We start from the raw sequence: 22,608 nt of genomic DNA on the forward strand, positions 1-22,608 counted from the left end.
ACCAGGGGGAGTGAATCCCCTCTAATTATTTAAAGTTTCACTTTATTCACTTGAGCAAAAACATCGCAGTTCGAAAATATATTATAATAGAATGAAAAGAAAGAAATTTGGCAGAAAGGGAGGGTGGCGATGCAGGAGATGGTTAAAGATTTTTTTGGACGCCCACTTCAAGATTTACGTATATCTGTCATTGATCGTTGCAATTTTAGATGTACATATTGTATGCCAGCGGAAATATTTGGGCCAGAATATGCTTTTTTGAAAGACGAGTTTTTACTAACTTTTGATGAAATTGAGCGTTTGGCAAAATTATTTGTTAGCATCGGTGTACGGAAAATTAGACTTACTGGCGGTGAGCCACTGCTTCGTAAAGATTTAACAAAACTTATTGCACGTCTTGTGAAAATTGATGGGCTAATAGATATAGGGTTAACGACAAATGCTATTCATTTAACGAAACAAGCGAAGGCATTAAAAGAAGCTGGATTACATAGAGTGAATGTTAGTTTAGATGCGATAGATGATGACATATTTAAGAATATTAATGGTCGAAATATTAATACGAAACCGGTAATTAAGGGAATTATAGCAGCTAAAGAGGCGGGCTTGGAAGTAAAGGTAAATATGGTTGTGAAAAAAGGGATGAACGATCATCAAGTACTACCGATGGCTGCGTATTTTAAAGAGCAAGGAATCACGCTTCGGTTTATTGAGTTTATGGATGTTGGTAGTACAAATGGGTGGAATTTTGATCAAGTCGTTACAAAACGAGAATTGATTGAGATGATTCATAAGGTGTATCCGCTTGAGCCAGCTGAAGCGCATTACTTTGGTGAAGTTGCGAAGCGATATCGGTACGTTGGAACAAATGTTGAAGTTGGTTTTATTACATCTGTTTCTGAGTCATTTTGTGTCTCTTGTACGAGGGCGAGAATTTCGGCAGATGGAAAGTTTTATACGTGCTTATTTGCGACAGAGGGTTTGGATGTAAGAGAACTTCTTAGAGGAAATCTTTCGGATGAGGAGTTATTAAGTGTTATACAAGATGTATGGATGAATAGAAAAGATAGGTATTCGGATGAACGAACAGAAGAAAGTGCAAAAAATCGTCCAAAAATCGAAATGTCTTATATAGGAGGATAAGAAAGGGGGGTATCGCATGCAGGAGCGATATTCAAGACAAATATTATTTTCTGGTGTTGGAGAAGAAGGACAGAGAAAAATAAGAGAGAAGCATGTGCTTATTATTGGTGCTGGTGCTCTCGGTGCGGCAAATGCAGAAGCGATTGTTAGAGCGGGTGTTGGAAAAGTAACGATTGCTGATCGTGATTATGTAGAATGGAGTAATTTACAAAGACAACAACTATATACAGAAGAAGATGCAAAGCAGTATAAACCGAAGGCGGTAGCGGCAGCAGAGCATTTAAGAGCGATTAATTCTGAAGTGGAAATAAATCCGGTTGTGACAGATGTAACGGTGCAAGAAATGGAAGAATTAGTGAATGATGTAGATTTAATATTAGATGCGACAGATAATTTTGAAACGCGTCTTCTCATTAATGATATTTCACAAAAGTATAATATTCCGTGGATATATGGTGGGTGCGTTGGAAGCTACGGAGTAACGTATACAATTTTACCAGGGAAAACACCGTGTTTTCGCTGTTTAATGGAGCATCCGGCGAGCGGAGCAACATGTGACACAGCTGGTATTATACAACCGGCAGTACAATTAGTAGTTGCGCATCAAACTACGGAAGCGCTGAAAATATTAGTAGAAGACTACGGAGCGCTTCGTGAAACGATGTTATCATTTGATCTTTGGAATAATCAACAGATGGCATTTAAAGTGAATAGGCAGAAAAAAGATACTTGTTTATCTTGCGGAAGGTTACGTACATATCCGAGTTTAACATTTGAAGCACAAACGAAAACAGAAGTGTTATGTGGGCGAAATACAGTGCAAATTCGTCCAGGTGTGCGGAAGAATTTTAATTTGGAAGAAATTAAAAAGCGCTTACAAAGAAGCGTAGAGATAAAGGCGACACCTTATTTATTGTCGTTTCCGGTAGAAGAATATCGTTTTGTTTTATTTACAGATGGCAGAGCTTTCATTCATGGGACGAATGATATAAATGTAGCGAAAAGTTTATATGCAAGATATATAGGTTGAACCTAAAGGGAATCCTTTAGGTTCAACGGAGAAAGGATTATGAATTTCTCGTATAATCTCCACTTTTTCCGCCTGTTTTTTCAAGTAAGTACGTTTCGCCGATAATCATACCTTTATCGACAGCTTTACACATATCATACACAGTAAGAGCGGTAGCCGAAGCAGCTGTTAAAGCTTCCATTTCAACACCGGTGCTACCTTCTGTTTTAACTTTTACTTCAATGAGTAAACGATATTGTTCTTCTGATTGTTTCCAATCGAAAGAAACGTCAACACCTTTTAATAGTAAAGGATGGCACATTGGGATAATATCAGAAGTTCGTTTCGCAGCCATAATGCCTGCGATTTGCGCAACTGCTAATACGTCACCTTTCCCAATTTCATTGTGAGAGATTTTATCGTAAATTTCTTTCGTAACGACAATGCTAGAGCACGCAATTGCTGTTCGAACGGTTGCTTTTTTGTCACTTATATCAACCATCTTCGCGCGTCCTTGGTCATTAAAGTGTGTAAATGAAGACATGGAATTCCTCCTTGAAGTAATTTCTATTGAATATATAAAGTTTAATCGAGATAAAAAAAATTGCAAATATGAGGTGAGAAACGATGGTAGAAAAACGAATTCCAATTCAAGTTGCTGAGGCAGTAGAACGGGTAATGAAATATGCAAAGCATGGTGAAGTAGAAGAAATTTCTATTACGGAAAGTTACGGGAGAATTCTCGGGGAAGATGTTGTCTCAGATCATGACGTTCCTCATTTTGATCGTTCCCCTTACGATGGTTTCGCCATTCGAGCAGAAGATACGAAAGAAGCAACTCAAGAGAATCCAGTTGAATTTGAAGTAATAGGAGAAATCGGGGCAGGTTCTGTTTTTACAGAAGAAGTAGGATCTTTTCAGGTGGTTCGTATTATGACAGGAGCAGCTATTCCACAAGATTGCAATGCAGTCGTAATGCTAGAGCTGACAGAAGGGTTTGAGAAGAACGGGAAAACATATATGAAGTTAAAACGCCCTTTTAATAACGGTGACAATGTGTCATTTAAAGGAGAAGATATAAAACAAAATCAAGTTCTCGTTCAGAAAGGCGTTGCCATTAATCCAGGTGTTGCCGCCTTATTAGCAACGTTTGGATATAGCACTGTGAAAGTTGTAAAACAGCCTGTTGTCGGTATTGTAACGACAGGAAGTGAATTATTAGAAGTACATGAACCGTTAGAACCGGGGAAAATTAGAAATAGTAACTCGTATATGATCGCAGCTCAAATTATGAAAGCTGGCGGGAAAGTTCGTTATTATGGTCAACTCGCGGATGAGTTAGATGCATGTTTTACAGCTGTTCAATCAGCGGTGGATGAGGTCGACATTTTAATTACAACAGGCGGTGTATCAGTAGGAGATTATGACTACTTACCAGCTATTTATGAAAGGTTACAGGCAAATGTACTCTTTAATAAGATAGCCATGAGGCCCGGAAGTGTAACGACAGTAGCTGAAGTTGATGGAAAGTTACTCTTTGGTTTATCAGGAAATCCGTCTGCTTGTTATGTAGGCTTTGAATTATTTGTGCATCCAATTATAAAAACGTATTTGTATGCGAAGGAACCTCACGTATATAGAGCGGATGCTATTTTACAAAAAGATTTTCCAAAGCCAAATCCATTTACTCGTTTCGTAAGAGCGAACGTAACAATTGTGGACGGGGCGTTACAAGCGATGCCAGTTGGTTTAGATAAATCGAGTGCGGTATCTTCACTTGCAGATGCGAATGCTTTTATCGTGTTACCTGGAGGAACGAGAGGATTTGAGACCGGAATGAAAGTATCCGTATTATTGTTAGAGCACTCTGAGGGATGTGATTGGCCATGGGCAAAGCCCCTTCAATCTTACAAATAGTAGGATATCAAAATAGCGGGAAAACAACACTTGTTGAGAAAGTGGTGCATGCATTAGCTGAACGAAAAATGAAAGTTGCTACAATTAAACATCACGGGCACGGAGGCTTTCCAGAAGTAGCGCAAAAAGATAGCGAAAGACACCGCAAAGCTGGTGCTGTCGTAAGTAGTGTAGAAGGTGCTGGATTGCTTTCACTTTCTTCACTAAGAAAGAAATGGTCCTTGCAAGAAATTATTCGCTTATATGAGTTTTTTGAAGTGGATACAATTTTAATAGAAGGCTATAAAAAAGAGAATTACTCGAAAGTAGTGTTACTTCGTTCTGCGGAAGACATTGAGCTTTTACATAAAGTAGAAAATATAGTGGCGGTTATTACGTGGTATGATGTTCCGGCAAATATACGAGAAGAATATAAAATATTTCATATAACAGAAGAAGAGTTGTACATAGACTGGTTTTTACAAACGGTTAGGAGTGCGAAATGATAAATACATATTATGAAGTAATTGATACAGAAATCTCAATTGAAGAAGTAACGAAGAAAGTAATTCGACGTGAATGCGGTGCTGTTACAACATTTATTGGAACGGTTAGAGAGTTTACGAAAGGGCGTCGTACATTATACTTAGAGTATGTTGCTTATAAGACGATGGCAGAAAAGATGCTAGAGAAAATTGGCTTGGAAGTGAAAGAGAAATGGCCAGGTACATATGTTGCGATTACACATCGCATCGGTACGTTGCAAATTTCTGATATAGCGGTTGTTGTTGCTGTTTCAACACCACACCGTAAAGCGGCTTATGAAGCGAACGAATATATTATGGAACGCATAAAACAAATTGTTCCGATTTGGAAAAAGGAGTTTTGGGAAGATGGTGACTCATGGATTGGTGATCAATTAGAAAAAACACCATATCCGGCGGGAGAGCCTGGGAAGGAGCTATAAGTATGATTAGAGTATTGTTATTTGCGCACTTGCAAGAAGAAGCCGGGACAAGTGAATTACAAATAGAGAAAGAAAATATTACGGTTGCACAGTTAAAAGATGTTGTTGCGAACGAATATAATGTACCAGTTTCAGAGCCAATTATGGTTGCGATTAATGAAGAATACGCAAATGAAGATGACAGGGTCCAATCTGGTGATGTTGTTGCACTAATTCCACCAGTGAGCGGTGGTTAATATTGGATTTATTAAAACGACTTTCCTACATAGGGAAAGTCGTTTTTTTATGGCAGTTTTGAGAACACTAATCTATAGAACAAGGAGGGAACTATGAAAAAAATATGTGTAGTTATCACAATGCTATGTGTGGCCTTTTTCTCTTCTCCAAGCGATTCTTTCGCGAAAGAATCAAGAGAACAGCTTTTAGAGAGTGCATTATCAAATAGGTACTATTCAGTTATTAGACAAGTGACAGAAGATCAATATGAATGTGCTTCAGTTATAGATATAAAGCGTCTCGGCAAGAAAGATGAATTTGTTCCTAGATACGAATTGAAGCTACAATTTCTTACATTTCAAGGAGCGCATAATCCGCCGAACGATAAAGTTACGCTTACTTTGGAAGATCATTTAGATCACGTAAAGATAAAGAAAGTGGAGCGAGAAAAGAATGTTTCTGACGCTATTGCAGAAAAAGTTTGTGAACGGGAAAAAGAAAAAATAAAAGCTCACTCTAACGACTTAGAGTGATAATCTATGGCATTTAGTAAAGAAAGGTAATGAGTGATGGATATATTTTTAGCGATTTTACCAGCTATATTTTGGGGAAGTATTGTGCTATTTAACGTAAAACTGGGCGGGGGCCCGTATAGTCAAACGCTCGGAACAACATTTGGAGCACTTATTTTTTCAATTGTTGTTTATATTTTTATGAAGCCAGTATTAACACCTACCGTTATCGGAGTTGGAGTTGTGTCAGGTTTATTTTGGGCGCTTGGTCAGGCGAATCAATTGAAAAGTATTGATTTAATGGGTGTTTCGAGGACGATGCCAATTTCAACAGGACTTCAATTAGTCGCGACGACTTTATTTGGCGTTATCGTATTTCATGAATGGTCCACGACAATATCGGTCGTTCTTGGGGTTTTAGCGCTCGTTTGTATTATTATCGGTGTTATTTTAACATCGCTTCAAAGTGAAGAAGAAAAGAATGCAGAGCAAGCAGCAAACTTTAAAAGAGGTATCGTAATTTTATTAATTTCAACAGTCGGTTATTTAGTTTACGTAGTAGTAATTAGGTTATTTAACGTAGATGGCTGGTCGGCTTTGTTGCCACAAGCAGTTGGTATGGTGTTAGGTGGGATTTTGCTTACCTTTAAACATCATCCATTTAATAAATATGCAATTCGCAATATTATTCCAGGATTAATTTGGGCAGCTGGAAATATGTTTTTATTCATTTCACAGCCGCGTGTTGGAGTCGCAACAAGTTTCTCGCTATCGCAAATGGGAATTATTATTTCCACGCTTGGTGGGATCCTTATATTAGGTGAAAAGAAAACGAAACGTCAATTAACGGGTATCGTTGTCGGTATCGTTTTTATTATCGCAGCCGGAATTATGTTAGGTATAGCCAAAAGTTAAAGGAGGTATGGAAATGTATAGTGATTTAGCAGGGAAAGTTGTCGTTATTACAGGATCAGCAACTGGTCTCGGAAGAGCGATGGGAGTGAGGTTTGCTAAGGAAAAAGCGAAAGTGGTTATTAATTATCGCTCACGAGAATCAGAAGCGAATGATGTGTTAGAAGAAATTAAAAAGGTAGGCGGCGAAGCGATTGCTGTAAAAGGTGATGTAACCGTCGAATCAGATGTTGTGAATCTCATTCAATCTGCTGTGAAAGAGTTTGGTACGCTTGACGTTATGATTAATAATGCAGGGATAGAAAACGCGGTACCGTCGCATGAAATGCCGCTTGAAGATTGGAATAGGGTAATTAATACAAATTTAACAGGTGCTTTTTTAGGAAGTCGTGAAGCGATTAAATATTTTGTAGAACATGATATTAAAGGGTCTGTCATTAATATGTCTAGTGTTCATGAGAAAATTCCGTGGCCACTATTTGTGCACTATGCAGCAAGTAAGGGTGGCATTAAACTGATGACAGAAACGCTAGCGTTAGAATATGCGCCAAAAGGTATTCGAGTAAATAATATTGGGCCAGGTGCAATTAATACGCCAATTAATGCCGAAAAGTTTGCTGATCCTAAAAAACGTGCTGACGTAGAAAGTATGATACCTATGGGCTATATTGGAAAACCTGAAGAAATCGCAGCAGTAGCAACTTGGCTTGCTTCATCAGAGGCGAGTTACGTAACTGGAATTACGTTATTTGCAGATGGTGGAATGACTTTATACCCATCGTTTCAAGCTGGGCGTGGGTAATATGAAAAGGACAAAGAGTTTTATCTCTTTGTCCTTTTTTACAAAAAAAATAGCGTTCGGCTATTTTAAAATTAATGATTAATTGTATCTTGAAGAAATTCTGTTGCTTGATGTTCAGTAACATTTTGTACGAGCGCGACTTCGCTGATCATCATTTTTCGTGCATTATCTAGCATTTGTTTTTCGCTCGCATTTAATGTTCTCTCTTTATTACGGCGAAGTAAATCCCGAACCACTTCTGCGCTATCTTGTAAATTGCCATTTTTCATTTTTTCCATATTCATTGTATATCTTTGTTTCCATGAGAGTGATGGGTCTGACTCCCCGTTTTGAAATTCAAGAAGTATATCATCTAACGTACCTCGATCAACGATATAACGAATACCTGATTTTTTTAATTGTTCCATCGGAAGCATTACTTGCATATCTTTACTAATGATGCGTATCACACAATATTGACGTGAAGTACCTAATATTTCTTTCTCTTCAATTGCTTCGATAATTCCTGCACCGTGCATTGGATAAACGATTTTATCACCAATTTGAAACAAATCATCCACCTCCATATGTGGTAACCACTTTTAATGATAGCATACGCATGTAAAAATGTCAAATTTTATATAATAACATAACATTTATATTAGAGTCAATAAGGTGAAGTGCTTTTTTTTATGTTTTTTTTGAACTTATTTATCCCGCATTAACGGGCAATAAGACCCCCACCTCAAAATTCAGCGAAAGCAAAGAAGTTAGGTGGGGGGGCGGGCTGATAATCAGTGGAGGATGAATAAACCCCTCCGCTGATTAAAGTTTCACTTTATAGTGATTTTTTTAGAAAAATAGTACAGGTGAGAAAGAAGGCATATCCACTTATTTTTAAGCATAAAATGTAAAAGCGCTAATACAATATACCTAAATCCGTTCTTTGCAAAGGAGGGAGAGAAGGTGGGGCGCACAATAAAAATTGATATTACAAATAAAGTTGTAGCTAAATTTAGACCAAATTATTTGGAATTATATACGAGTAAATTTATGATAGGTAAGTTTTATGTCTATACTGAAGATAAAAAATATGTGTTAGAAGACGGATATATATATGAGAATGGAAAGTTTTATCGCATCATAGATACGCACCGTGGCAATAATCAAGCGGCGGAGGGCTGCGATCTAGGATGGTGTTAACATGATTCGTGTGAAAGTTTTTGATGAAAGTCACGAAAAAGACTTAGAAGACGCTGTGAATGTGTTTTTGAAAAAGATTGATGATAGCAACTTTGTAGATATTAAGTATCAAGTTGGTGTTTCCATTAACGACGATGAAAACCAAATTTATTGTTTTTCAGCAATGATCGTTTATAAAGCATAAAAAAGAGCTGGCTCACCCAGCTCTTTTTTATGTTTTATGTTGGGACAACATGTGTCGGTAATACGTTCATAATAGATTGGGGTGTGCCTAATTTCTTTGTCGTTAAAAGAGGCTCCCCTGTTTCATGATTTTGGGCATCTTTACACATACCAAGGTGATAACGATCACCTAAAAATGGATCAATATAAAAACCGTTTTTGAATACTTTATCATTCGGATGTTTTTCATGATGAATATCAGAGCAGTTAATGCAATAGAACATAGCTTTCATCCCCTTTTTATTTTTGTTTGAAAAAAGTGAGTCGGTAGTCATTTCGCTCCTGAGGAAATGTTGAGGAGAAGAGAAATAACTACCTACTCAAATGGTGGGCATATTCCTTCTGATTTGTCATATCTCGCGTATTGTCCCTTGAGGGAAGGAGGAGAGACGAAGTACGCATGATATAAGTAAGGCGCTTCTCTCAAGATAAATGATGGAGTTTCATGTTGAGAGAAGTTTTTATTTTGTATTGCCTTTGTGAGTATATTATGAGGAAATGCTAAGAGGGTGTTTGTCCTGTTGAAAAAATGTTGAGAATTTCTCAACAGTAAAAGAATTAGCGTTGACACGAAACTAAAAGGTGTTATATTATCGAAGTATAACCAAAAGGTGTTATGTTATAACGCCGAGTAAAGGAGAATGAAAATGGAACAACAAAATACATTAAATGATATTAAACAAACAATCGTTTTTAACGCGTCTATTCAAAAGGTATGGAGTGTAGTATCAACTGCAGAAGGGATTGCGTCATGGTTTATGCCAAATGATTTTGTATTAGAGGTAGGACATGAATTTCATGTGCAATCACCATTTGGGCCATCACCATGTAAAGTGTTAGAAATTGATGAGCCAAACCATTTATCTTTCTCATGGGATACAGATGGCTGGGTTGTTTCATTTAATTTGAAAGACTTAGGAGATAACAAAACAGAATTTACGTTAATTCACGGCGGCTGGAAACATCCTGATGAAATTCTTCCGAAAGCAAATGCGAAGAGCTCTATTATTCGCGATAGAATGAGCGGTGGTTGGGTAGCAATTGTAAATGAAAAACTGAAAAAGGTTGTCGAAGGCTAAGTGTCCTCGTCAGCAGCGAAATATGATGTATTTCAAGCAATTGCTGATCCAACCCGCCGAGAAGTAATACGGTTATTAAGTGACAAAGAGTTACCGATTTCCAAAATAACGGATCATTTTCCGATGAGTCGTACTGCGGTTGTAAAGCACCTTCATATTCTTTCGGAAGCGAATTTAGTAAGTGGAAGAAAAAGCGGAAGAGAGAAGATATATCGTTTGCATCCAGAACCATTAGAAGAATTACAACAGTGGCTCTCATATTATGAACGTTTTTGGGATAATAAATTATCCATGCTGAAACATATTGTGGAGAATGAAGAATAAAAAAAGGATGACCAAAATGGTCATCCTTTTTATTGTTGCTCACTTGTTTGTGTAGCTGGCTTTAATAAAAGCCAACCGATAATTAATGTACATACTGCTAATACGAAAGTGCTCATATAAATAACGTGTACACTTGCAGCTAATGCGGATTGTGATTCAGTGGCTACACTTGCTGTAGTCCCGCCGTGTCCACCAGATACAAGATCAAGGTTTTTAATGCCGCGTGCATGAATCATCGTATTAAAGATTGTTCCAAAGATTGCAGCACCTAACGTTTGACTGAATGTATTAATAAATGTGTTTAAACCAACGGCTGTTCCGCGTGTATGAGCTGGTACGGCTGCTTGAATTGTTACCATGTAAATCGGTGTCACAAGCCCCATTCCTAAGCCGAATAATCCGACTGCTACATAAATAAGGAACGATGGTGAATTTGTTGATAGTGTAAATAATAAGAACGTAGCGACTGATAAAATGCTAGCTCCAAGTAAAATGATTTGTTTCGTTTTTAATTTGCCTACTAAGTTACCAGAGAAAATAGCGCCAAATGTCCACATAACAGGGATTGGCATTAAAATAAGTCCAGCTTCTGTAGCATTTTTCCCTAATACACCTTGGCTCCAAATTGGAAGGTACATTGTAATACTAATAATCATTGCGCCAGCAATAAGAGTTAATATATTTATCGTAGATAATGTACGGTTAGAGAAAAGTGCTAGCGGAATTAATGGTTCTGGAGATTTTTTCTCGATGAATAAGAAAATAATAAATGAAATAGCGGCAAAGATTAATAGGCCGATAATTGTCATGTCTCCCCAGTTTTGCTTACTGCTACCTGTTAATAATGCATATAGTAGAGCGATTGTACTTAATGAGAAGACTGTTGCACCAAGATAATCGATATGATGCTTAGCAGGTTTAATAGATTCTTTGTAGTAAATTGCAATCATTAAGCAAGCGATAATTCCGAATGGAACGTTTAGGAAGAAAATATAGCGCCAAGAAAGGGAATCAACTAAAAATCCACCTACTAACGGTCCGATAACACCGGATACACCCCAAACGGCACTCATCCAACCTTGTGCTTTCGCGCGGTCTTTCGCTTCGCTATATAAGTCTCCAATAATCGTCATTGTGATTGGCATAACAGCACCAGCACCGATACCTTGAAGCGCGCGGAAAAAGATTAATTGTTCCATCGATGTAACGACTCCGCAAAGTGCAGAACCGACTAAAAAGATTGTAGCTCCGATCAGTAAAACTTTTTTACGGCCAAATAAATCAGCGAGCTTTCCGTATATTGGAGTCGAAACAGCTGTTGCAAGCATATAAATTGCATATACCCAACTAACAAGTTCGACGCCTGACAAATCACTCGTTATACGAGGGATTGCTGTACTAACAATCGTTCCTTCTACCGCAGAAAGAAACGTCATTAACATTAAAGACATCATGACTTTTTTTCTCATTTGTTTTCCCCTTACCCTTTTTTAAATATTCAACAATATAAAATATAAAGGTACTAAGGTAAATAAAGCAACAAAAAAGCAATGGAAAGTTACATGGAGCAGATATTTGTCGCTTCTTGTCGGTAAGTCGATAAATTTGGAAAATCGCCGATATAAGTTGCAGAATCGCTGATAAATTTGGGGAATCGCCGATATAAGTTGCGGAATCGCTGATATATTTGTGGAATTGCTCATATAATTTCATGTACCTATAAAAAAAGAAACAGGAATCCCTGTTTCTTTTTTTAATACTGCATTTTCGCGTTTTCTCCAGCTGTCGTTCCGGCAATTCTACCAGTAACAAGGGCTGATGTAATATTATAGCCACCAGTATAACCGTGAATATCAAGAACTTCTCCGCAGAAATATAAGCCGTTCGTAAATTTAGAAGACATTTCTTTCGGGTTAATTTCTTTCACGGATACACCGCCGCCAGTAACGAATGCTTTTTCAATTGACTGCGTACCATTTACATTCACAGTAAACTCTTTAAAGTCTTTCACAAGTGCACGAATCTTTTCGTGAGAAACTTGTCCAGCTTGTTCGCTACCGTCAATTTCATTTTTTTCTAATAAGAATAGGAAGTAACGTTCAGGAACATAACCTTTTAAAACGTTTTTAATTCCTTTTTTCGGATCTTCTTTCATTTGTTTCAGCATGCGCTGAAATAGTTGCTCACTATTTTCCTCTGGCAATGCATCAATACTCATTTGTATTGTATTCGTTTTAAACTTTTTCAGTGCTTTCACGACGAATTGACTACAGCGAAGAGCAGCGGGTCCGGATAGGCCGAAATGAGTGAAGAGCATGTCCATTTTGTGAGAAATGATAGCTTTTCCTTTCGGGTTTAATACACTTAAGTTTATATCACGTAAAGCAAGGCCTTGTAATGAGCGGTCACGTATAAACGGCTCGTTTGAAAGGATAGGTACTTCTGTTGGGAATAATTCTGTGATTGTATGACCCGCTTTTTCAGCCCAAGCATATCCGTCTCCAGTAGATCCAGTTTGAGGAACTGATTTTCCGCCAACAGCGATAACGACGTGATTTGTTTCTAACACTTCACCTGTTTGCAGTATAACTGCTTTCGTTTGACCATTTTCATATTCAATCGTTTCAACAGGCGTATTTGTACGAATTTTTACACCTAAGTCTTTTAATCGTGTTAAAAGTGCGTCTACAACAGATTGTGCTTTGTTTGACACAGGGAACATGCGACCATGGTCTTCTTCTTTCAATTTAACACCAAGATTTTCGAAGAATGTAATAATATCTTCATTATTAAAAATAGAAAAAGCGCTGTATAAGAAGCGACCGTTTCCTGGTATATGTTTAACAATTTCATCAAGTGGTAGACGGTTCGTTACGTTACAGCGTCCGCCACCAGAAATTGCAAGTTTACGCCCAAGTTTATTTCCTTTATCAAGAAGTAAGACATTTGCGCCTTCTTCTGCAGCACCAATTGCAGCCATTAGCCCAGAAGGACCGCCGCCGATGACAATAACATCATAATGCATAATATATCGACCTCATTTTCTACATTTCCTGCCTAAAAGAATAGCATGTTTTCCCTTAAAAGAAAAATAGAGTGAAGTACTGCTTAATGAGAGAATTGTGGTACAATACAAAAGTTAGAGTTCAGCACTATCCTGCCATTTGTAGGCGATAAGACTAAAACCTCAAGATTTAGGAGAAGTAAATAGGGAGTCTGTTAGCCTGTAAATGCTCGAATGGTTCAACTAATAAGGAGTAGGAGAGAAGTCTCCAACTAATTATAGTTTCACTTTATGTAGATGTAGGAGGATTTTTGTATGTCCGATTCGAAATTTCTGCGCGGAACGCTTATTGTTACGCTAGGGACATTTTTAGTAAAGTTCTTAGGCATGATTTACGTCTTTCCGTTTCATGCATTAGTAGGAACAGAAGGCGGAACGCTCTATACATATGGATACATTCCATATACGATCTTTTTAAGTATCGCAACGGCAGGTGTGCCACTTGCTGTTTCAAAATTTGTTTCCAAATATAATGCGCTTGGCGATTATAAAACGAGCCGGAGAATGTTCCGCTCGGGAATGGTTATGATGATAGTAACAGGAGTTCTTTCGTTCCTAGTACTGTACATGACGGCGCCATTGTTTGCAGAAGCGATGCTTGGTAAACAAAGTATACACAATAATGTAGGAGAAGTTACGACGATTATTCGTCTTGTAAGTTTCGCACTTATTGTTGTACCAGCAGCGAGTTTAATTCGTGGTTATTTCCAAGGTCACCAGTCTATGGGACCAACTACCGTTTCACAAATTATTGAACAAATTATTCGTATCGTCTTTTTATTAGCAGGTAGTTTTATCGTTATTAAAGTACTTGGCGGTACAGTTGCAACAGCAGTTGGAGTAGCGACATTTGCTGCGTTCGTTTCAGCGGTTGGAGCACTCGGTGTGTTAATTTGGTACTGGTTAAAACGTAAAAAATATTTGGATCAATATCTAATTGAACAAACTGTACCAGAATCAACAGTAAGCACCGTTCAATTGTTTAAAGAGTTATTTGCATATGCGATTCCTTACGTTGTAATTGGGTTAACAATTCCTTTATATCAACAAATTGATACATTGACATTTAACTCAATTATGCAGGCGATTGGTCAAGGTGATATCGCAGAGCGAGCTCTCGGTATTTTCACAATGTGGACGCATAAGTTAATTATGATTCCTGTATCACTTGCAACAGCGTTTAGTTTAACGCTTGTACCAGCAATTACAAAATCATTTACTGAAAAACAATACCGCTATTTGAAATTGCAAATTACACAAACATTCCAGGCGAATATGTTTTTAACATTGCCAGCAGTTGTCGGTATTTCTTCACTGGCATATCCAATTTATACTGCGTTTTACGATTCAGATCCACTAGGTGGACAAGTATTAATGTGGTATGCACCAGTTGCGTTGTTATTCGCTTTATTTACAGTAACAGCGGCAATCCTGCAAGGTATTAACCAGCAGAAGCATGCGATTATTGCGCTTATAATGGGCGTTATTTTGAAATTTGTATGTAACGTAATCTTTATTCGTTATTTCGGTACAGTAGGAGCAATTCTAGCAACAGCAGTTGGTTTCTTAGCTTCTGTTTGGTACACAAATCAACAAATTAAAAAATACGCACACTATTCATTCGGTGTTGTATATAAAAGAACATTCCAAATTGCAGTACTAACACTTATAATGGTCGTTGCTGTAAAACTATCACAATGGCTTCTATCCTTCATAATTTCGCCTGATGGCCGTATTGGTGCTCTTATAACAGTTGCAATTTGTGCAGGTATTGGCGGTCTTGTTTACGGATTGTTAGCAATTCGCACAGGAGTACTTGAAAGAGTATTTGGCGGAGAAGCATTAGATAAAATTCAACGTAAACTTGGTAGTAGATTTAAAATAAAGTTGAAATCAAGAGGGGCGTAATTACGTCCCCTTTTCTATGATAAATAAAGAAGGTGAAAAACGTGAGATTAGATAAATTATTAGCAAATATGGGATATGGAAGTAGAAAAGAAGTAAAGAAATTATTGAAAGACGGCGTTGTGAAAATTGATGGAACGCCAGTAAAAGATGCGAAAGTTCATGTAAATGTAGAAGAGCAAGAAGTTATGATTCACGGTGAAGTTGTGGAATACAAAGAATTTGTTTACTTAATGATGCATAAACCACAAGGTGTTATTTCAGCGACGGAAGATGATAATCATGAAACAGTAATAGATTTATTAGAATTAGAAGATGCAATCTTTGATCCGTTCCCAGTTGGACGACTTGATATCGATACGGAAGGTTTCTTATTGATAACAAATGATGGGAAGTTATCACATCAATTATTATCTCCGAAAAAGCATGTGCCGAAAAAATATTATGCACACGTTGCAGGAGTAGTAACAGAAGAGGATGTAAAAGAGTTTGCTAAAGGTGTTATTTTAGATGATGGCTATGAAACAAAGCCAGGTGCACTTACAATATTGAAAAGCGATGATATTTCTGAAATTGAGCTTGTGATTACGGAAGGGAAATTCCATCAAGTAAAGCGTATGTTTGAAGCGGTAGGAAAAAAAGTAGTCTACCTAAAGAGAACAGAGATGGGTCCGTTAGTATTAGATGAAGAACTAGAACTTGGACAATACCGAGAGCTAACAGATGAAGAAGTAGAAATGTTAAAAACATATCAAGTAGATACTGACAAGTAGTACCTTTATAGGCGCAGAAAAGACCCCTTTCTAATAATTAGAAAGGGGTATGTATTTATTTACATACAATTATTTTTCGTTATGAGGTCATTCTCACTTTCTTTCCTGTTGTTGTCCACTTACCGCGGCAAGGGCTATACACGAGTTCATTAAACTGCAACACATTTAGATCACGTTGTATCGTTCGCGGTGTGATCCCGAACTCATCTACAAGGTCTTTCGTCGTTACCGTTCCGTTTTCATTGATGTACATATAAATTGATTTAATGCGTGTTAGCATACGAGTAGTTGTAGGTTTCAAGAGAAAACCACTCCTCTACTAGTTTTTTTGACCCCATTCAGGAAAGAAGGTCGTTACTACCATTGTACTCTACATGATAAAATTCATGCTTTAATCTACTTAAATTTTACAGAAATTTAACAAATATTCATATAGAAAAATATTGGTAGTTGACATTGTATATATGGTCAGTCAACTAACACATAAAATTCTACGTAAAACGCCAAATTCCTGCAAATTTTTTTGAAAAAATAAAAGAAAAACTAATAAGAAATATCTGAAATATTACAATTGTTCGGTATTTAGTTTTCGTGTATGGCATAAGAGATTTCGGTTTGTTATGATGAAAGAAACAATATAGTGAAGGATGGATGCGTGATGTCAGCAATTAATTGGACAGAAGAAGTTGCGAAACGAAAAGATGATTTAATTCGTGATACACAACAATTTTTACAAATTAAAAGTGTATGGGAAGAAGAATCGGCGAAAGAGGGCGCACCATTCGGTGAAGGTGTAGAAAAAGCTTTATCTTTCATGTTACATAAAGGAGAAACTGAAGGTTTTGCTTCTAAAAATTTAGAAGGATATGCAGGTCATCTTGAAATGGGACAAGGAGAAGAGTTAGTAGGTATTCTTTGTCACGTTGATGTTGTACCAGAAGGAGATGGCTGGACGACTCCTGCATATAGTGCGGATATTCGCGATGGAAAGATTTTTGCACGTGGTGCAATTGACGATAAAGGCCCAACGATGGCAGCATATTATGCGATGAAAATTGTGAAAGAATTAGGCTTACCTCTTTCCAAACGTGTTCGTATGATTATAGGAACAGATGAGGAAAGTAATTGGAAATGTGTAGATCACTACTTTAAAAATGAAGAAATGCCAACAATCGGTTTTGCACCAGATGCAGACTTTCCAATTATTAATGCAGAAAAAGGAATTTCTGACATACAAGTTGTGCAAAATGGTAGTGAAGAGAAAAAAGGTACATATGAACTTGTTTCATTTGATTCAGGGCGCCGTTTAAATATGGTTCCTGATTTTGCAGAAGCGGTTATAACAGGAGAAGATGTAAATGCACTTACAGTAGCATATGAAGAGTATTTACAAACTGCTAAAAAAATAGGGAAATCGACTATAGAAGGAAATGCAGTGACGTTGCAAATAGAAGGAATTTCAGCGCACGGATCTACTCCTGAAAAAGGAGAAAATGCAGGTTTATTATTAGCAAACTTCTTAACTACAGTTTCACTTGATGGAAAAGCAACTGCATTTGCGACATTTGCAACAGAAACATTTACTGGTGATATTTTTGGTGAAAAAGCTACTATTGCTTATAAAGATGAAATTAGCGGTCCGTTAACAGTGAATGTCGGTCGCATTTCTTATACGAAAGAAAACGGTGGTAACTTAGGGCTAAACGTACGTTACCCAGTTACAACTAACTTTGAAGAAACAATTGTGAAGTTGAAAGAATATGTTGGTACGCATGGTTTTGAAGTGGCTGACTATTCTAATTCTCGCCCACATCACGTCGATAAAGATCACGTATTAATCCGTACGTTACAACGTGTGTATGAAGAACAAACAGGTGAAAAAGCAGAACTATTAGCAATCGGCGGCGGTACTTATGCTCGTTCATTAAAAGCTGGTGTGGCATTTGGGCCGCTATTCCCTGGAAAAGAAGAACTTGCACATCAAAAAGATGAGTATATCGAAATTGAAGACTTATTAAAAGCAACAGCAATTTACGCGCAAGCAATTCATGAATTAGCGAAGTAATGGATATATAAATAATGTCCGCTCTCTATTTTGGAGAGCGGCTTCTTTTTACCTGAATGAGATAAGAAAGAAAAGCAACAATAGAAAGAAGGAGAAGATGTACATGGAACTGCATTATTTTGTCGCAATTACGTTACCGAATCATATAAAAGAAATGCTGTATAACTATAAAAAGGACATGCAAGAGGAATTACAATTTCGTTCATGGGTACATAAAGAAGACTATCATATTACCCTTTCATTTTTAGGGAGTGCAACGGAGGAACAATTAGAGGGAATAAAGAATGGATTACAAACAGTTGCAGAAACAAAAGAACTATCGTTCACGTTACAAGGTTTTTCAACGTTTGGTAGGGAAGATCAGCCCCGTATTTTTTGGGCGAAGGTAAGTGAGAATCACGATTTGTTTCAGTTGCAAAAGCAAGTACATGCCATTTGTGAAGAAAATGGATTTTCTCTAGAAATACGCCCGTATCACCCGCATATTACCGTTGCTCGTAAATGGATAGGAGAAGAAAAGTTTCGTTTAGAAAGTATAAAAGAAGTGCCTGAAATATCATTTCAAGCAGATACAATTACTTTATACGAATCCCACGTGAAAGAAACCCCGAAGTATAAATCGATTGCTGAAATAAAATTACAAAAATAGAATGTTGAAAACGTTTTTTATGCAGGTGAATATACTATAGAGAAGAATGGAGTTACTGTATAGAGTCTTGTTGATAAGAAAAGCCTTATCATTTGCAGCTCATTTTATCTCGCCTAATTGGTGAAGGCTAATAATAAGTGAGGATGGAAAAATTTTCTCGCTAATTAAAGTTTCACTTTATTTTAACTTTGAGAATGATGGTGATTTTTTTATGTTGAAAGTAAAACGTCCATTTGATGCCTATTTAGATGAAATGAATAAAATTACAATTTTGCTCCCACATGCGTATGGAACAAGTCGGACATTTCGTTTGCAAGAAGGAAGTAATGTGAAAGATTTACCGATTGCTCATACTATTGCGCTTCCAGATGCAACGAAGTATGAGTGCTTTATAGAAGAGCCGCTAGATGTGGGGAAGTATTATACAGTACGAGATGAACGGAATGAAGAAACTGATTTACAAATAGGTGCTGTTATTCGAACAAAAATTTTCGATGAAAAGTATTATTACGAAGGTACAGATTTAGGTGCTGTGTATCAAAAACAAGAAACGACATTTAAAGTATGGGCTCCAACTGCAAGGCTTGCGAAAGTAAGAATTTATAAGAGCGATAAAGAATATACCGATCATGAAATGTACAGGGGAGAAAACGGAGTTTGGATTCAAACATTACAAGGTGATTTAGACGGAGCACGCTATACATTTCTTGTTTGTATTAATTTAATATGGAACGAAGCGGTGGATCCTTACGCAAAGTCAGTGACTGTAAATGGAAAGTATGGCATTGTTATCGATTTAGAAAAGACGACTGTAACGAAACGAGAGCAATTACCACCATTACAAGCAATGACAGATGCCATATTGTATGAATTGCATATTCGTGATGCTACTATTCATCCGAACAGTGGAGTGAGTAAAAAAGGGACGTATAAAGGGCTAATGGAAGAGGGAACAACAGGACGGAATGGGACGTTAACAGGGTTGTCTCATATAAAAGATTTAGGTGTTACACATGTTGAACTATTACCTTTATATTGTTTCGGTGGTGTAGATGAGGCGAATCCTTCGTCCGCCTATAATTGGGGATATAATCCATTATATTACAATGCACCAACAGGATTTTATGCTACAAACCCCTCTGATCCGTATAACAGGATAGTTGAGTGTAAACAACTAATTGAAACATTTCATGAACAAGGTATTAGGGTGATTATAGATGTTGTCTATAATCATGTTTATGAAAGAGAGCTATCATCATTTGAAAAGCTTGTTCCAGGATACTATTTTCGTCATGGTGAAGATGGTATGCCTTCTAATGGGACGGGAGTCGGAAATGATATAGCATCTGAACGGAAAATGATGAGGAAATTCATTGTAGAGTCTATTTTATATTGGCTTACTGAATACAATGTCGATGGATTCCGATTCGATTTAATGGGAATTTTAGATGTTAATACAATGAATATGATAGAAAAAGAAGTGCGAAACATAAAACGAGATGCTTTGTTATTAGGAGAAGGATGGGATTTACAAACACCCCTTCCTCTTGAGGAAAAAGCAACGTTAAATAATGCGAAGAAAATGCCACATATCGCGCAGTTTAATGATCAATTTCGTGATGGGATAAAAGGGAGTACATTTCATATAAATAAGCGTGGTTTTGCATTTGGTGGGCATGTAGACTGTAATCATTTGCAGTATATTGCAGCAGGAAGTCTTTTAAGTATGAAAGAAACAGGGCTGTTTTTAGAGCCGGCGCAAAGCATTAACTATGTAGAATGTCATGATAATATGACGATGTGGGATAAACTAGTGCGCAGTAATGAAGAATCAGAAACGATTTTGAAAAAACGTCACCTATTAGCGAGCGCAATGGTTATTCTTTCACAAGGCATTCCTTTCTTACACGCAGGGCAAGAGTTTTATCGTACGAAGAAAGGAAATGAAAATAGTTATAATGCAAATGATGAGATCAATCAATTAGATTGGGATCAAAAAGAGAAAGAGATAGAAACCGTTAACTATATAAAAGGTTTAATTGCGATTCGTAAAGAGCATGGGGCATTCCGATTACAAAATGCAGACCTTATAAAAAAACATATGACTTTTTTACAAACATCTACAGAAGTACTTGCATATCACCTAGAGCATGCAGAATCGTTTGGGCCGTGGAAAGAGATTATCGTCTTATTTAATAGCGGTTTAGAAGCTAAAACTGTGCAACTTCCGAAAGAAGCAACGTGGCATGTGTTAGTAAACGAAAACGAAGCGAAAATAGAGCCAATTTCTTCATTTAGAGGAAAGGAACTTAGGCTCGCTCCAATTAGCACGTATATATTGACGATAATGTGACAAATCGCTACTTGACGATGAGAATGTAATAAATGTAGAATTGACAAAGGTGACGATTTTGATAAGTTGTCATTCTATGACAGGTTTTGTAAAATAAAATAGAGGATTTTTGGCTTAGGCTAATTTTTCTTTTCATTTACAGTAAAATATATGAATCCACAACATGTGTAGAAATGTTGCGGTTTTTCTTTTCATAACTATAAAAGATAAGGATTTGTTAACGGGTAATGAATATGGAATGGTTGGAACAATTATTAGGAAAAGAGTGGAGTCTTGTACCGGCTGGTGGAGTAACGGGCGATGCATATATTGCGCAAAACGGACAACAGAAGTTATTTTTAAAGCGGAATACATCGCCCTTTTTAGCGGTATTGTCAGCAGAAGGAATTGTTCCAAAATTACTTTGGACAAGAAGGGTAACGAATGGTGATGTAATTTCTGCTCAAAAATGGCTTCCGGGACAGAAGCTAGAGCCAGAGGATATGAAACTAGAACGTGTTGCGAAACTTTTGAAGAAAATACACTCCTCTAAAGCGCTTGTACAGATGATTCAAAGACTTGGGAAGCAGCCGCTTCACGCACAAGAGTTATTACAACAACTGCAACTCGTTTTAAGAGGAGATATAAGGGATGATGAAACAATTCAGCAAGGCCTTCAATATTTAATGGATTCATTAAAAGCTATTGAATACAATGAATTCGTTGTATGCCATTGTGATGTAAACCATAACAACTGGCTATTGTCGGATGAAGATGAATTGTTTTTAATTGATTGGGATGGAGCTGTAATTGCTGACCCAGCTCTAGACCTCGGTATGTTATTATATTGGTACATTCCGCGCCAGGAGTGGAGTGAGTGGCTCGGTTATTATGATATTGAAATGGATGAATCGCTGCTTAGGCGTATGAGATGGTATGTGATAGCACAAACGATTTTGTCTATTCAATGGCATACAACAAAAAAACAGCAAGCAGAAGCTGAATATTGGCATCAATATTTACAGCAACTACTTGCTTCAGAATAATACTTAAGAAAAATTGTCCATTCCAGCAATCCACTGAGTAAGTTGTTCTTGATTATTGGAAATATGGTTGTCCAAATTAGAGGAAGATTTACCCGATTGACTATAAGAATATACATCGTTTAGCATTGTTTTAGCGTCACTACTTATATTATCGTTTGCGAGTAACGATTGAATGAGGCGCTCTAATTGCTCGCATTCTGAAACTGTCCCGCAGCAATCACTTTGGTGGTTGACTAAAATATCTTTCAGCACTTCTAATTGATGTTGTTGATTAATTGGCATGAACGGATCATCCTTTCGATTGTTTTTCTCTTCGAATGTAAGAGAAAAAGCTGTTTCGTCATGGAATGTTTAATGCTGTATGTAGTTTTTATCAAAATGGTACATCTTATACTTGAAAGAAACGGACCGAGTGCTCGTACGTACTTGGTTTTTTGTTTGGTAGATTGATTAAAAAAGAAAGAAGGAATTATTCCTTTAAAATAGCTATGTAAAGAGAGGGAAACATCT

At 37.1% G+C, this 22,608-nt stretch carries 26 protein-coding genes; 19 read left to right on the top strand and 7 right to left on the bottom strand.

Going from position 1 to position 22,608, the window contains the following annotated elements; all coding sequences use genetic code 11:
- Window positions 1-129: 129 nt before the first annotated feature.
- Entirely contained in the window at window positions 130-1,143 is a 1,014-nt protein-coding gene (moaA, locus tag D1166_RS02200) for a GTP 3',8-cyclase MoaA (protein WP_001157117.1), read from the top strand.
- A 16-nt stretch (window positions 1,144-1,159) separates the two neighbouring features.
- Window positions 1,160-2,173, top strand: a complete 1,014-nt coding sequence (locus tag D1166_RS02205) for a molybdopterin-synthase adenylyltransferase MoeB (protein ID WP_001158103.1) — start codon at window positions 1,160-1,162, stop codon at window positions 2,171-2,173.
- Between the two features lie 37 nt (window positions 2,174-2,210).
- Here D1166_RS02205 and moaC read toward each other — a convergent pair whose 3' ends face one another.
- A complete protein-coding gene (gene moaC, locus D1166_RS02210) occupies window positions 2,211-2,696 on the bottom strand; it encodes a cyclic pyranopterin monophosphate synthase MoaC (protein WP_000094146.1) in 486 nt (161 codons plus the stop codon).
- 83 nt (window positions 2,697-2,779) lie between these two features.
- Between moaC and moeA the strand changes: the two genes are divergently transcribed.
- The 7 genes from moeA to D1166_RS02245 all read left to right on the top strand — a co-directional run bounded on the left by moeA (window position 2,780) and on the right by D1166_RS02245 (window position 7,457).
- Entirely contained in the window at window positions 2,780-4,069 is a 1,290-nt protein-coding gene (gene moeA, locus D1166_RS02215; RefSeq protein WP_000229698.1) for a molybdopterin molybdotransferase MoeA, read from the top strand.
- Window positions 4,039-4,554 (top strand): molybdopterin-guanine dinucleotide biosynthesis protein B, encoded by a 516-nt coding sequence (gene mobB, locus D1166_RS02220; RefSeq protein ID WP_097797505.1) that lies wholly within the window; start codon window positions 4,039-4,041, stop codon window positions 4,552-4,554. The genes moeA and mobB overlap by 31 nt, the downstream gene beginning before the upstream one ends.
- Window positions 4,551-5,015 carry a molybdopterin synthase catalytic subunit MoaE gene (gene moaE, locus D1166_RS02225; protein WP_000611226.1) on the top strand — a complete coding sequence of 155 codons (465 nt, stop codon included), beginning with the start codon at window positions 4,551-4,553 and terminating at the stop codon, window positions 5,013-5,015. Before mobB ends, moaE begins: the two co-directional genes overlap by 4 nt.
- 2 nt (window positions 5,016-5,017) lie before the next feature.
- Window positions 5,018-5,251 (top strand): molybdopterin converting factor subunit 1, encoded by a 234-nt coding sequence (gene moaD, locus D1166_RS02230; RefSeq protein ID WP_000621778.1) that lies wholly within the window; start codon window positions 5,018-5,020, stop codon window positions 5,249-5,251.
- A 93-nt stretch (window positions 5,252-5,344) separates the two neighbouring features.
- A complete protein-coding gene (locus D1166_RS02235) occupies window positions 5,345-5,764 on the top strand; it encodes a DUF3888 domain-containing protein (protein WP_000717677.1) in 420 nt (139 codons plus the stop codon).
- Between the two features lie 36 nt (window positions 5,765-5,800).
- Window positions 5,801-6,658: a glucose uptake protein GlcU gene (gene glcU, locus D1166_RS02240; protein WP_000350867.1), complete on the top strand. Its 858-nt coding sequence runs from the start codon at window positions 5,801-5,803 to the stop codon at window positions 6,656-6,658.
- A 13-nt stretch (window positions 6,659-6,671) separates the two neighbouring features.
- Entirely contained in the window at window positions 6,672-7,457 is a 786-nt protein-coding gene (locus D1166_RS02245) for a glucose 1-dehydrogenase (RefSeq protein WP_000286673.1), read from the top strand.
- Window positions 7,458-7,528: 71 nt separating this feature from the next.
- Here the strand turns inward: D1166_RS02245 and D1166_RS02250 are convergent, their stop codons facing one another.
- The gene (locus tag D1166_RS02250; protein WP_000451446.1) at window positions 7,529-8,023 is read right to left on the bottom strand and encodes a CarD family transcriptional regulator; all 495 of its coding nucleotides are present in this window, start codon (window positions 8,021-8,023) and stop codon (window positions 7,529-7,531) included.
- Window positions 8,024-8,402: 379 nt separating this feature from the next.
- Between D1166_RS02250 and D1166_RS02255 the strand changes: the two genes are divergently transcribed.
- Complete coding sequence (locus D1166_RS02255; RefSeq protein ID WP_000533804.1) at window positions 8,403-8,639, top strand: DUF2553 family protein; 237 nt, start codon at window positions 8,403-8,405, stop codon at window positions 8,637-8,639.
- 1 nt (window position 8,640) lies between these two features.
- Window positions 8,641-8,823, top strand: a complete 183-nt coding sequence (locus tag D1166_RS02260; RefSeq protein WP_000621751.1) for a sporulation protein Cse60 — start codon at window positions 8,641-8,643, stop codon at window positions 8,821-8,823.
- Between the two features lie 34 nt (window positions 8,824-8,857).
- On the opposite strand, the gene D1166_RS02265 is transcribed toward D1166_RS02260, so the two are convergent.
- Entirely contained in the window at window positions 8,858-9,085 is a 228-nt protein-coding gene (locus tag D1166_RS02265) for a DUF3973 domain-containing protein (protein WP_000498988.1), read from the bottom strand.
- A gap of 423 nt (window positions 9,086-9,508) precedes the next feature.
- On the opposite strand from D1166_RS02265, the gene D1166_RS02270 reads away from it, so the two are divergent.
- Window positions 9,509-9,940 carry an SRPBCC family protein gene (locus tag D1166_RS02270; RefSeq protein ID WP_000437769.1) on the top strand — a complete coding sequence of 144 codons (432 nt, stop codon included), beginning with the start codon at window positions 9,509-9,511 and terminating at the stop codon, window positions 9,938-9,940.
- Window positions 9,941-10,264, top strand: coding sequence for an ArsR/SmtB family transcription factor (locus D1166_RS02275; RefSeq protein ID WP_000098837.1), 324 nt, complete (start codon window positions 9,941-9,943; stop codon window positions 10,262-10,264).
- Window positions 10,265-10,293: 29 nt separating this feature from the next.
- Here D1166_RS02275 and D1166_RS02280 read toward each other — a convergent pair whose 3' ends face one another.
- Together D1166_RS02280 and D1166_RS02285 are read right to left on the bottom strand one after the other, a co-directional pair.
- Window positions 10,294-11,733, bottom strand: a complete 1,440-nt coding sequence (locus D1166_RS02280) for an MDR family MFS transporter (RefSeq protein WP_001228022.1) — start codon at window positions 11,731-11,733, stop codon at window positions 10,294-10,296.
- 284 nt (window positions 11,734-12,017) lie between these two features.
- The gene (locus tag D1166_RS02285; RefSeq protein WP_000558859.1) at window positions 12,018-13,289 is read right to left on the bottom strand and encodes a BaiN/RdsA family NAD(P)/FAD-dependent oxidoreductase; all 1,272 of its coding nucleotides are present in this window, start codon (window positions 13,287-13,289) and stop codon (window positions 12,018-12,020) included.
- A 294-nt stretch (window positions 13,290-13,583) separates the two neighbouring features.
- Between D1166_RS02285 and D1166_RS02290 the strand changes: the two genes are divergently transcribed.
- Window positions 13,584-15,236, top strand: coding sequence for a putative polysaccharide biosynthesis protein (locus D1166_RS02290; RefSeq protein ID WP_097861987.1), 1,653 nt, complete (start codon window positions 13,584-13,586; stop codon window positions 15,234-15,236).
- 41 nt (window positions 15,237-15,277) lie between these two features.
- A complete protein-coding gene (locus D1166_RS02295) occupies window positions 15,278-16,006 on the top strand; it encodes a pseudouridine synthase (protein WP_001234946.1) in 729 nt (242 codons plus the stop codon).
- Window positions 16,007-16,085: 79 nt separating this feature from the next.
- Here D1166_RS02295 and D1166_RS02300 read toward each other — a convergent pair whose 3' ends face one another.
- On the bottom strand, window positions 16,086-16,307 hold the full coding sequence (locus D1166_RS02300; RefSeq protein WP_000805512.1) for a DeoR family transcriptional regulator: 222 nt from the start codon (window positions 16,305-16,307) through the stop codon (window positions 16,086-16,088).
- 357 nt (window positions 16,308-16,664) lie between these two features.
- Here D1166_RS02300 and pepV point away from each other — a divergent pair, with 357 nt between their 5' ends.
- The 4 genes from pepV to D1166_RS02320 all read left to right on the top strand — a co-directional run bounded on the left by pepV (window position 16,665) and on the right by D1166_RS02320 (window position 22,098).
- Window positions 16,665-18,071, top strand: a complete 1,407-nt coding sequence (gene pepV, locus D1166_RS02305; protein ID WP_001274251.1) for a dipeptidase PepV — start codon at window positions 16,665-16,667, stop codon at window positions 18,069-18,071.
- 103 nt (window positions 18,072-18,174) lie between these two features.
- Window positions 18,175-18,720, top strand: coding sequence for an RNA 2',3'-cyclic phosphodiesterase (gene thpR, locus D1166_RS02310; protein ID WP_000418996.1), 546 nt, complete (start codon window positions 18,175-18,177; stop codon window positions 18,718-18,720).
- Window positions 18,721-18,931: 211 nt separating this feature from the next.
- Window positions 18,932-21,073, top strand: coding sequence for a type I pullulanase (pulA, locus tag D1166_RS02315; RefSeq protein ID WP_097842335.1), 2,142 nt, complete (start codon window positions 18,932-18,934; stop codon window positions 21,071-21,073).
- A 227-nt stretch (window positions 21,074-21,300) separates the two neighbouring features.
- Window positions 21,301-22,098: a phosphotransferase family protein gene (locus tag D1166_RS02320; protein ID WP_001986674.1), complete on the top strand. Its 798-nt coding sequence runs from the start codon at window positions 21,301-21,303 to the stop codon at window positions 22,096-22,098.
- A 3-nt stretch (window positions 22,099-22,101) separates the two neighbouring features.
- On the opposite strand, the gene D1166_RS02325 is transcribed toward D1166_RS02320, so the two are convergent.
- Entirely contained in the window at window positions 22,102-22,380 is a 279-nt protein-coding gene (locus tag D1166_RS02325) for a YtzH-like family protein (protein WP_001122235.1), read from the bottom strand.
- Window positions 22,381-22,608: the final 228 nt, after the last annotated feature.

The sequence above is a fragment of the Bacillus sp. ISO11 genome (genome assembly GCF_003458115.1).
GTDB lineage: Bacteria > Bacillota > Bacilli > Bacillales > Bacillaceae_G > Bacillus_A > Bacillus_A cereus.

What these genes read in the sequence shown, in the direction of transcription:
- moaA (WP_001157117.1), top strand. Translation starts at nt 130, where the DNA reads ATGCAGGAGATGGTTAAAGATTTTTTTGGACGCCCACTTCAAGATTTA.
- D1166_RS02205 (WP_001158103.1), top strand. Translation starts at nt 1,160, where the DNA reads ATGCAGGAGCGATATTCAAGACAAATATTATTTTCTGGTGTTGGAGAA.
- moaC (WP_000094146.1), bottom strand. Translation starts at nt 2,696, where the DNA reads ATGTCTTCATTTACACACTTTAATGACCAAGGACGCGCGAAGATGGTT.
- moeA (WP_000229698.1), top strand. Translation starts at nt 2,780, where the DNA reads ATGGTAGAAAAACGAATTCCAATTCAAGTTGCTGAGGCAGTAGAACGG.
- mobB (WP_097797505.1), top strand. Translation starts at nt 4,039, where the DNA reads ATGGGCAAAGCCCCTTCAATCTTACAAATAGTAGGATATCAAAATAGC.
- moaE (WP_000611226.1), top strand. Translation starts at nt 4,551, where the DNA reads ATGATAAATACATATTATGAAGTAATTGATACAGAAATCTCAATTGAA.
- moaD (WP_000621778.1), top strand. Translation starts at nt 5,018, where the DNA reads ATGATTAGAGTATTGTTATTTGCGCACTTGCAAGAAGAAGCCGGGACA.
- D1166_RS02235 (WP_000717677.1), top strand. Translation starts at nt 5,345, where the DNA reads ATGAAAAAAATATGTGTAGTTATCACAATGCTATGTGTGGCCTTTTTC.
- glcU (WP_000350867.1), top strand. Translation starts at nt 5,801, where the DNA reads ATGGATATATTTTTAGCGATTTTACCAGCTATATTTTGGGGAAGTATT.
- D1166_RS02245 (WP_000286673.1), top strand. Translation starts at nt 6,672, where the DNA reads ATGTATAGTGATTTAGCAGGGAAAGTTGTCGTTATTACAGGATCAGCA.
- D1166_RS02250 (WP_000451446.1), bottom strand. Translation starts at nt 8,023, where the DNA reads ATGGAGGTGGATGATTTGTTTCAAATTGGTGATAAAATCGTTTATCCA.
- D1166_RS02260 (WP_000621751.1), top strand. Translation starts at nt 8,641, where the DNA reads ATGATTCGTGTGAAAGTTTTTGATGAAAGTCACGAAAAAGACTTAGAA.
- D1166_RS02265 (WP_000498988.1), bottom strand. Translation starts at nt 9,085, where the DNA reads ATGTTCTATTGCATTAACTGCTCTGATATTCATCATGAAAAACATCCG.
- D1166_RS02270 (WP_000437769.1), top strand. Translation starts at nt 9,509, where the DNA reads ATGGAACAACAAAATACATTAAATGATATTAAACAAACAATCGTTTTT.
- D1166_RS02280 (WP_001228022.1), bottom strand. Translation starts at nt 11,733, where the DNA reads ATGAGAAAAAAAGTCATGATGTCTTTAATGTTAATGACGTTTCTTTCT.
- D1166_RS02285 (WP_000558859.1), bottom strand. Translation starts at nt 13,289, where the DNA reads ATGCATTATGATGTTATTGTCATCGGCGGCGGTCCTTCTGGGCTAATG.
- D1166_RS02290 (WP_097861987.1), top strand. Translation starts at nt 13,584, where the DNA reads ATGTCCGATTCGAAATTTCTGCGCGGAACGCTTATTGTTACGCTAGGG.
- pepV (WP_001274251.1), top strand. Translation starts at nt 16,665, where the DNA reads ATGTCAGCAATTAATTGGACAGAAGAAGTTGCGAAACGAAAAGATGAT.
- thpR (WP_000418996.1), top strand. Translation starts at nt 18,175, where the DNA reads ATGGAACTGCATTATTTTGTCGCAATTACGTTACCGAATCATATAAAA.
- pulA (WP_097842335.1), top strand. Translation starts at nt 18,932, where the DNA reads ATGTTGAAAGTAAAACGTCCATTTGATGCCTATTTAGATGAAATGAAT.
- D1166_RS02320 (WP_001986674.1), top strand. Translation starts at nt 21,301, where the DNA reads ATGAATATGGAATGGTTGGAACAATTATTAGGAAAAGAGTGGAGTCTT.
- D1166_RS02325 (WP_001122235.1), bottom strand. Translation starts at nt 22,380, where the DNA reads ATGCCAATTAATCAACAACATCAATTAGAAGTGCTGAAAGATATTTTA.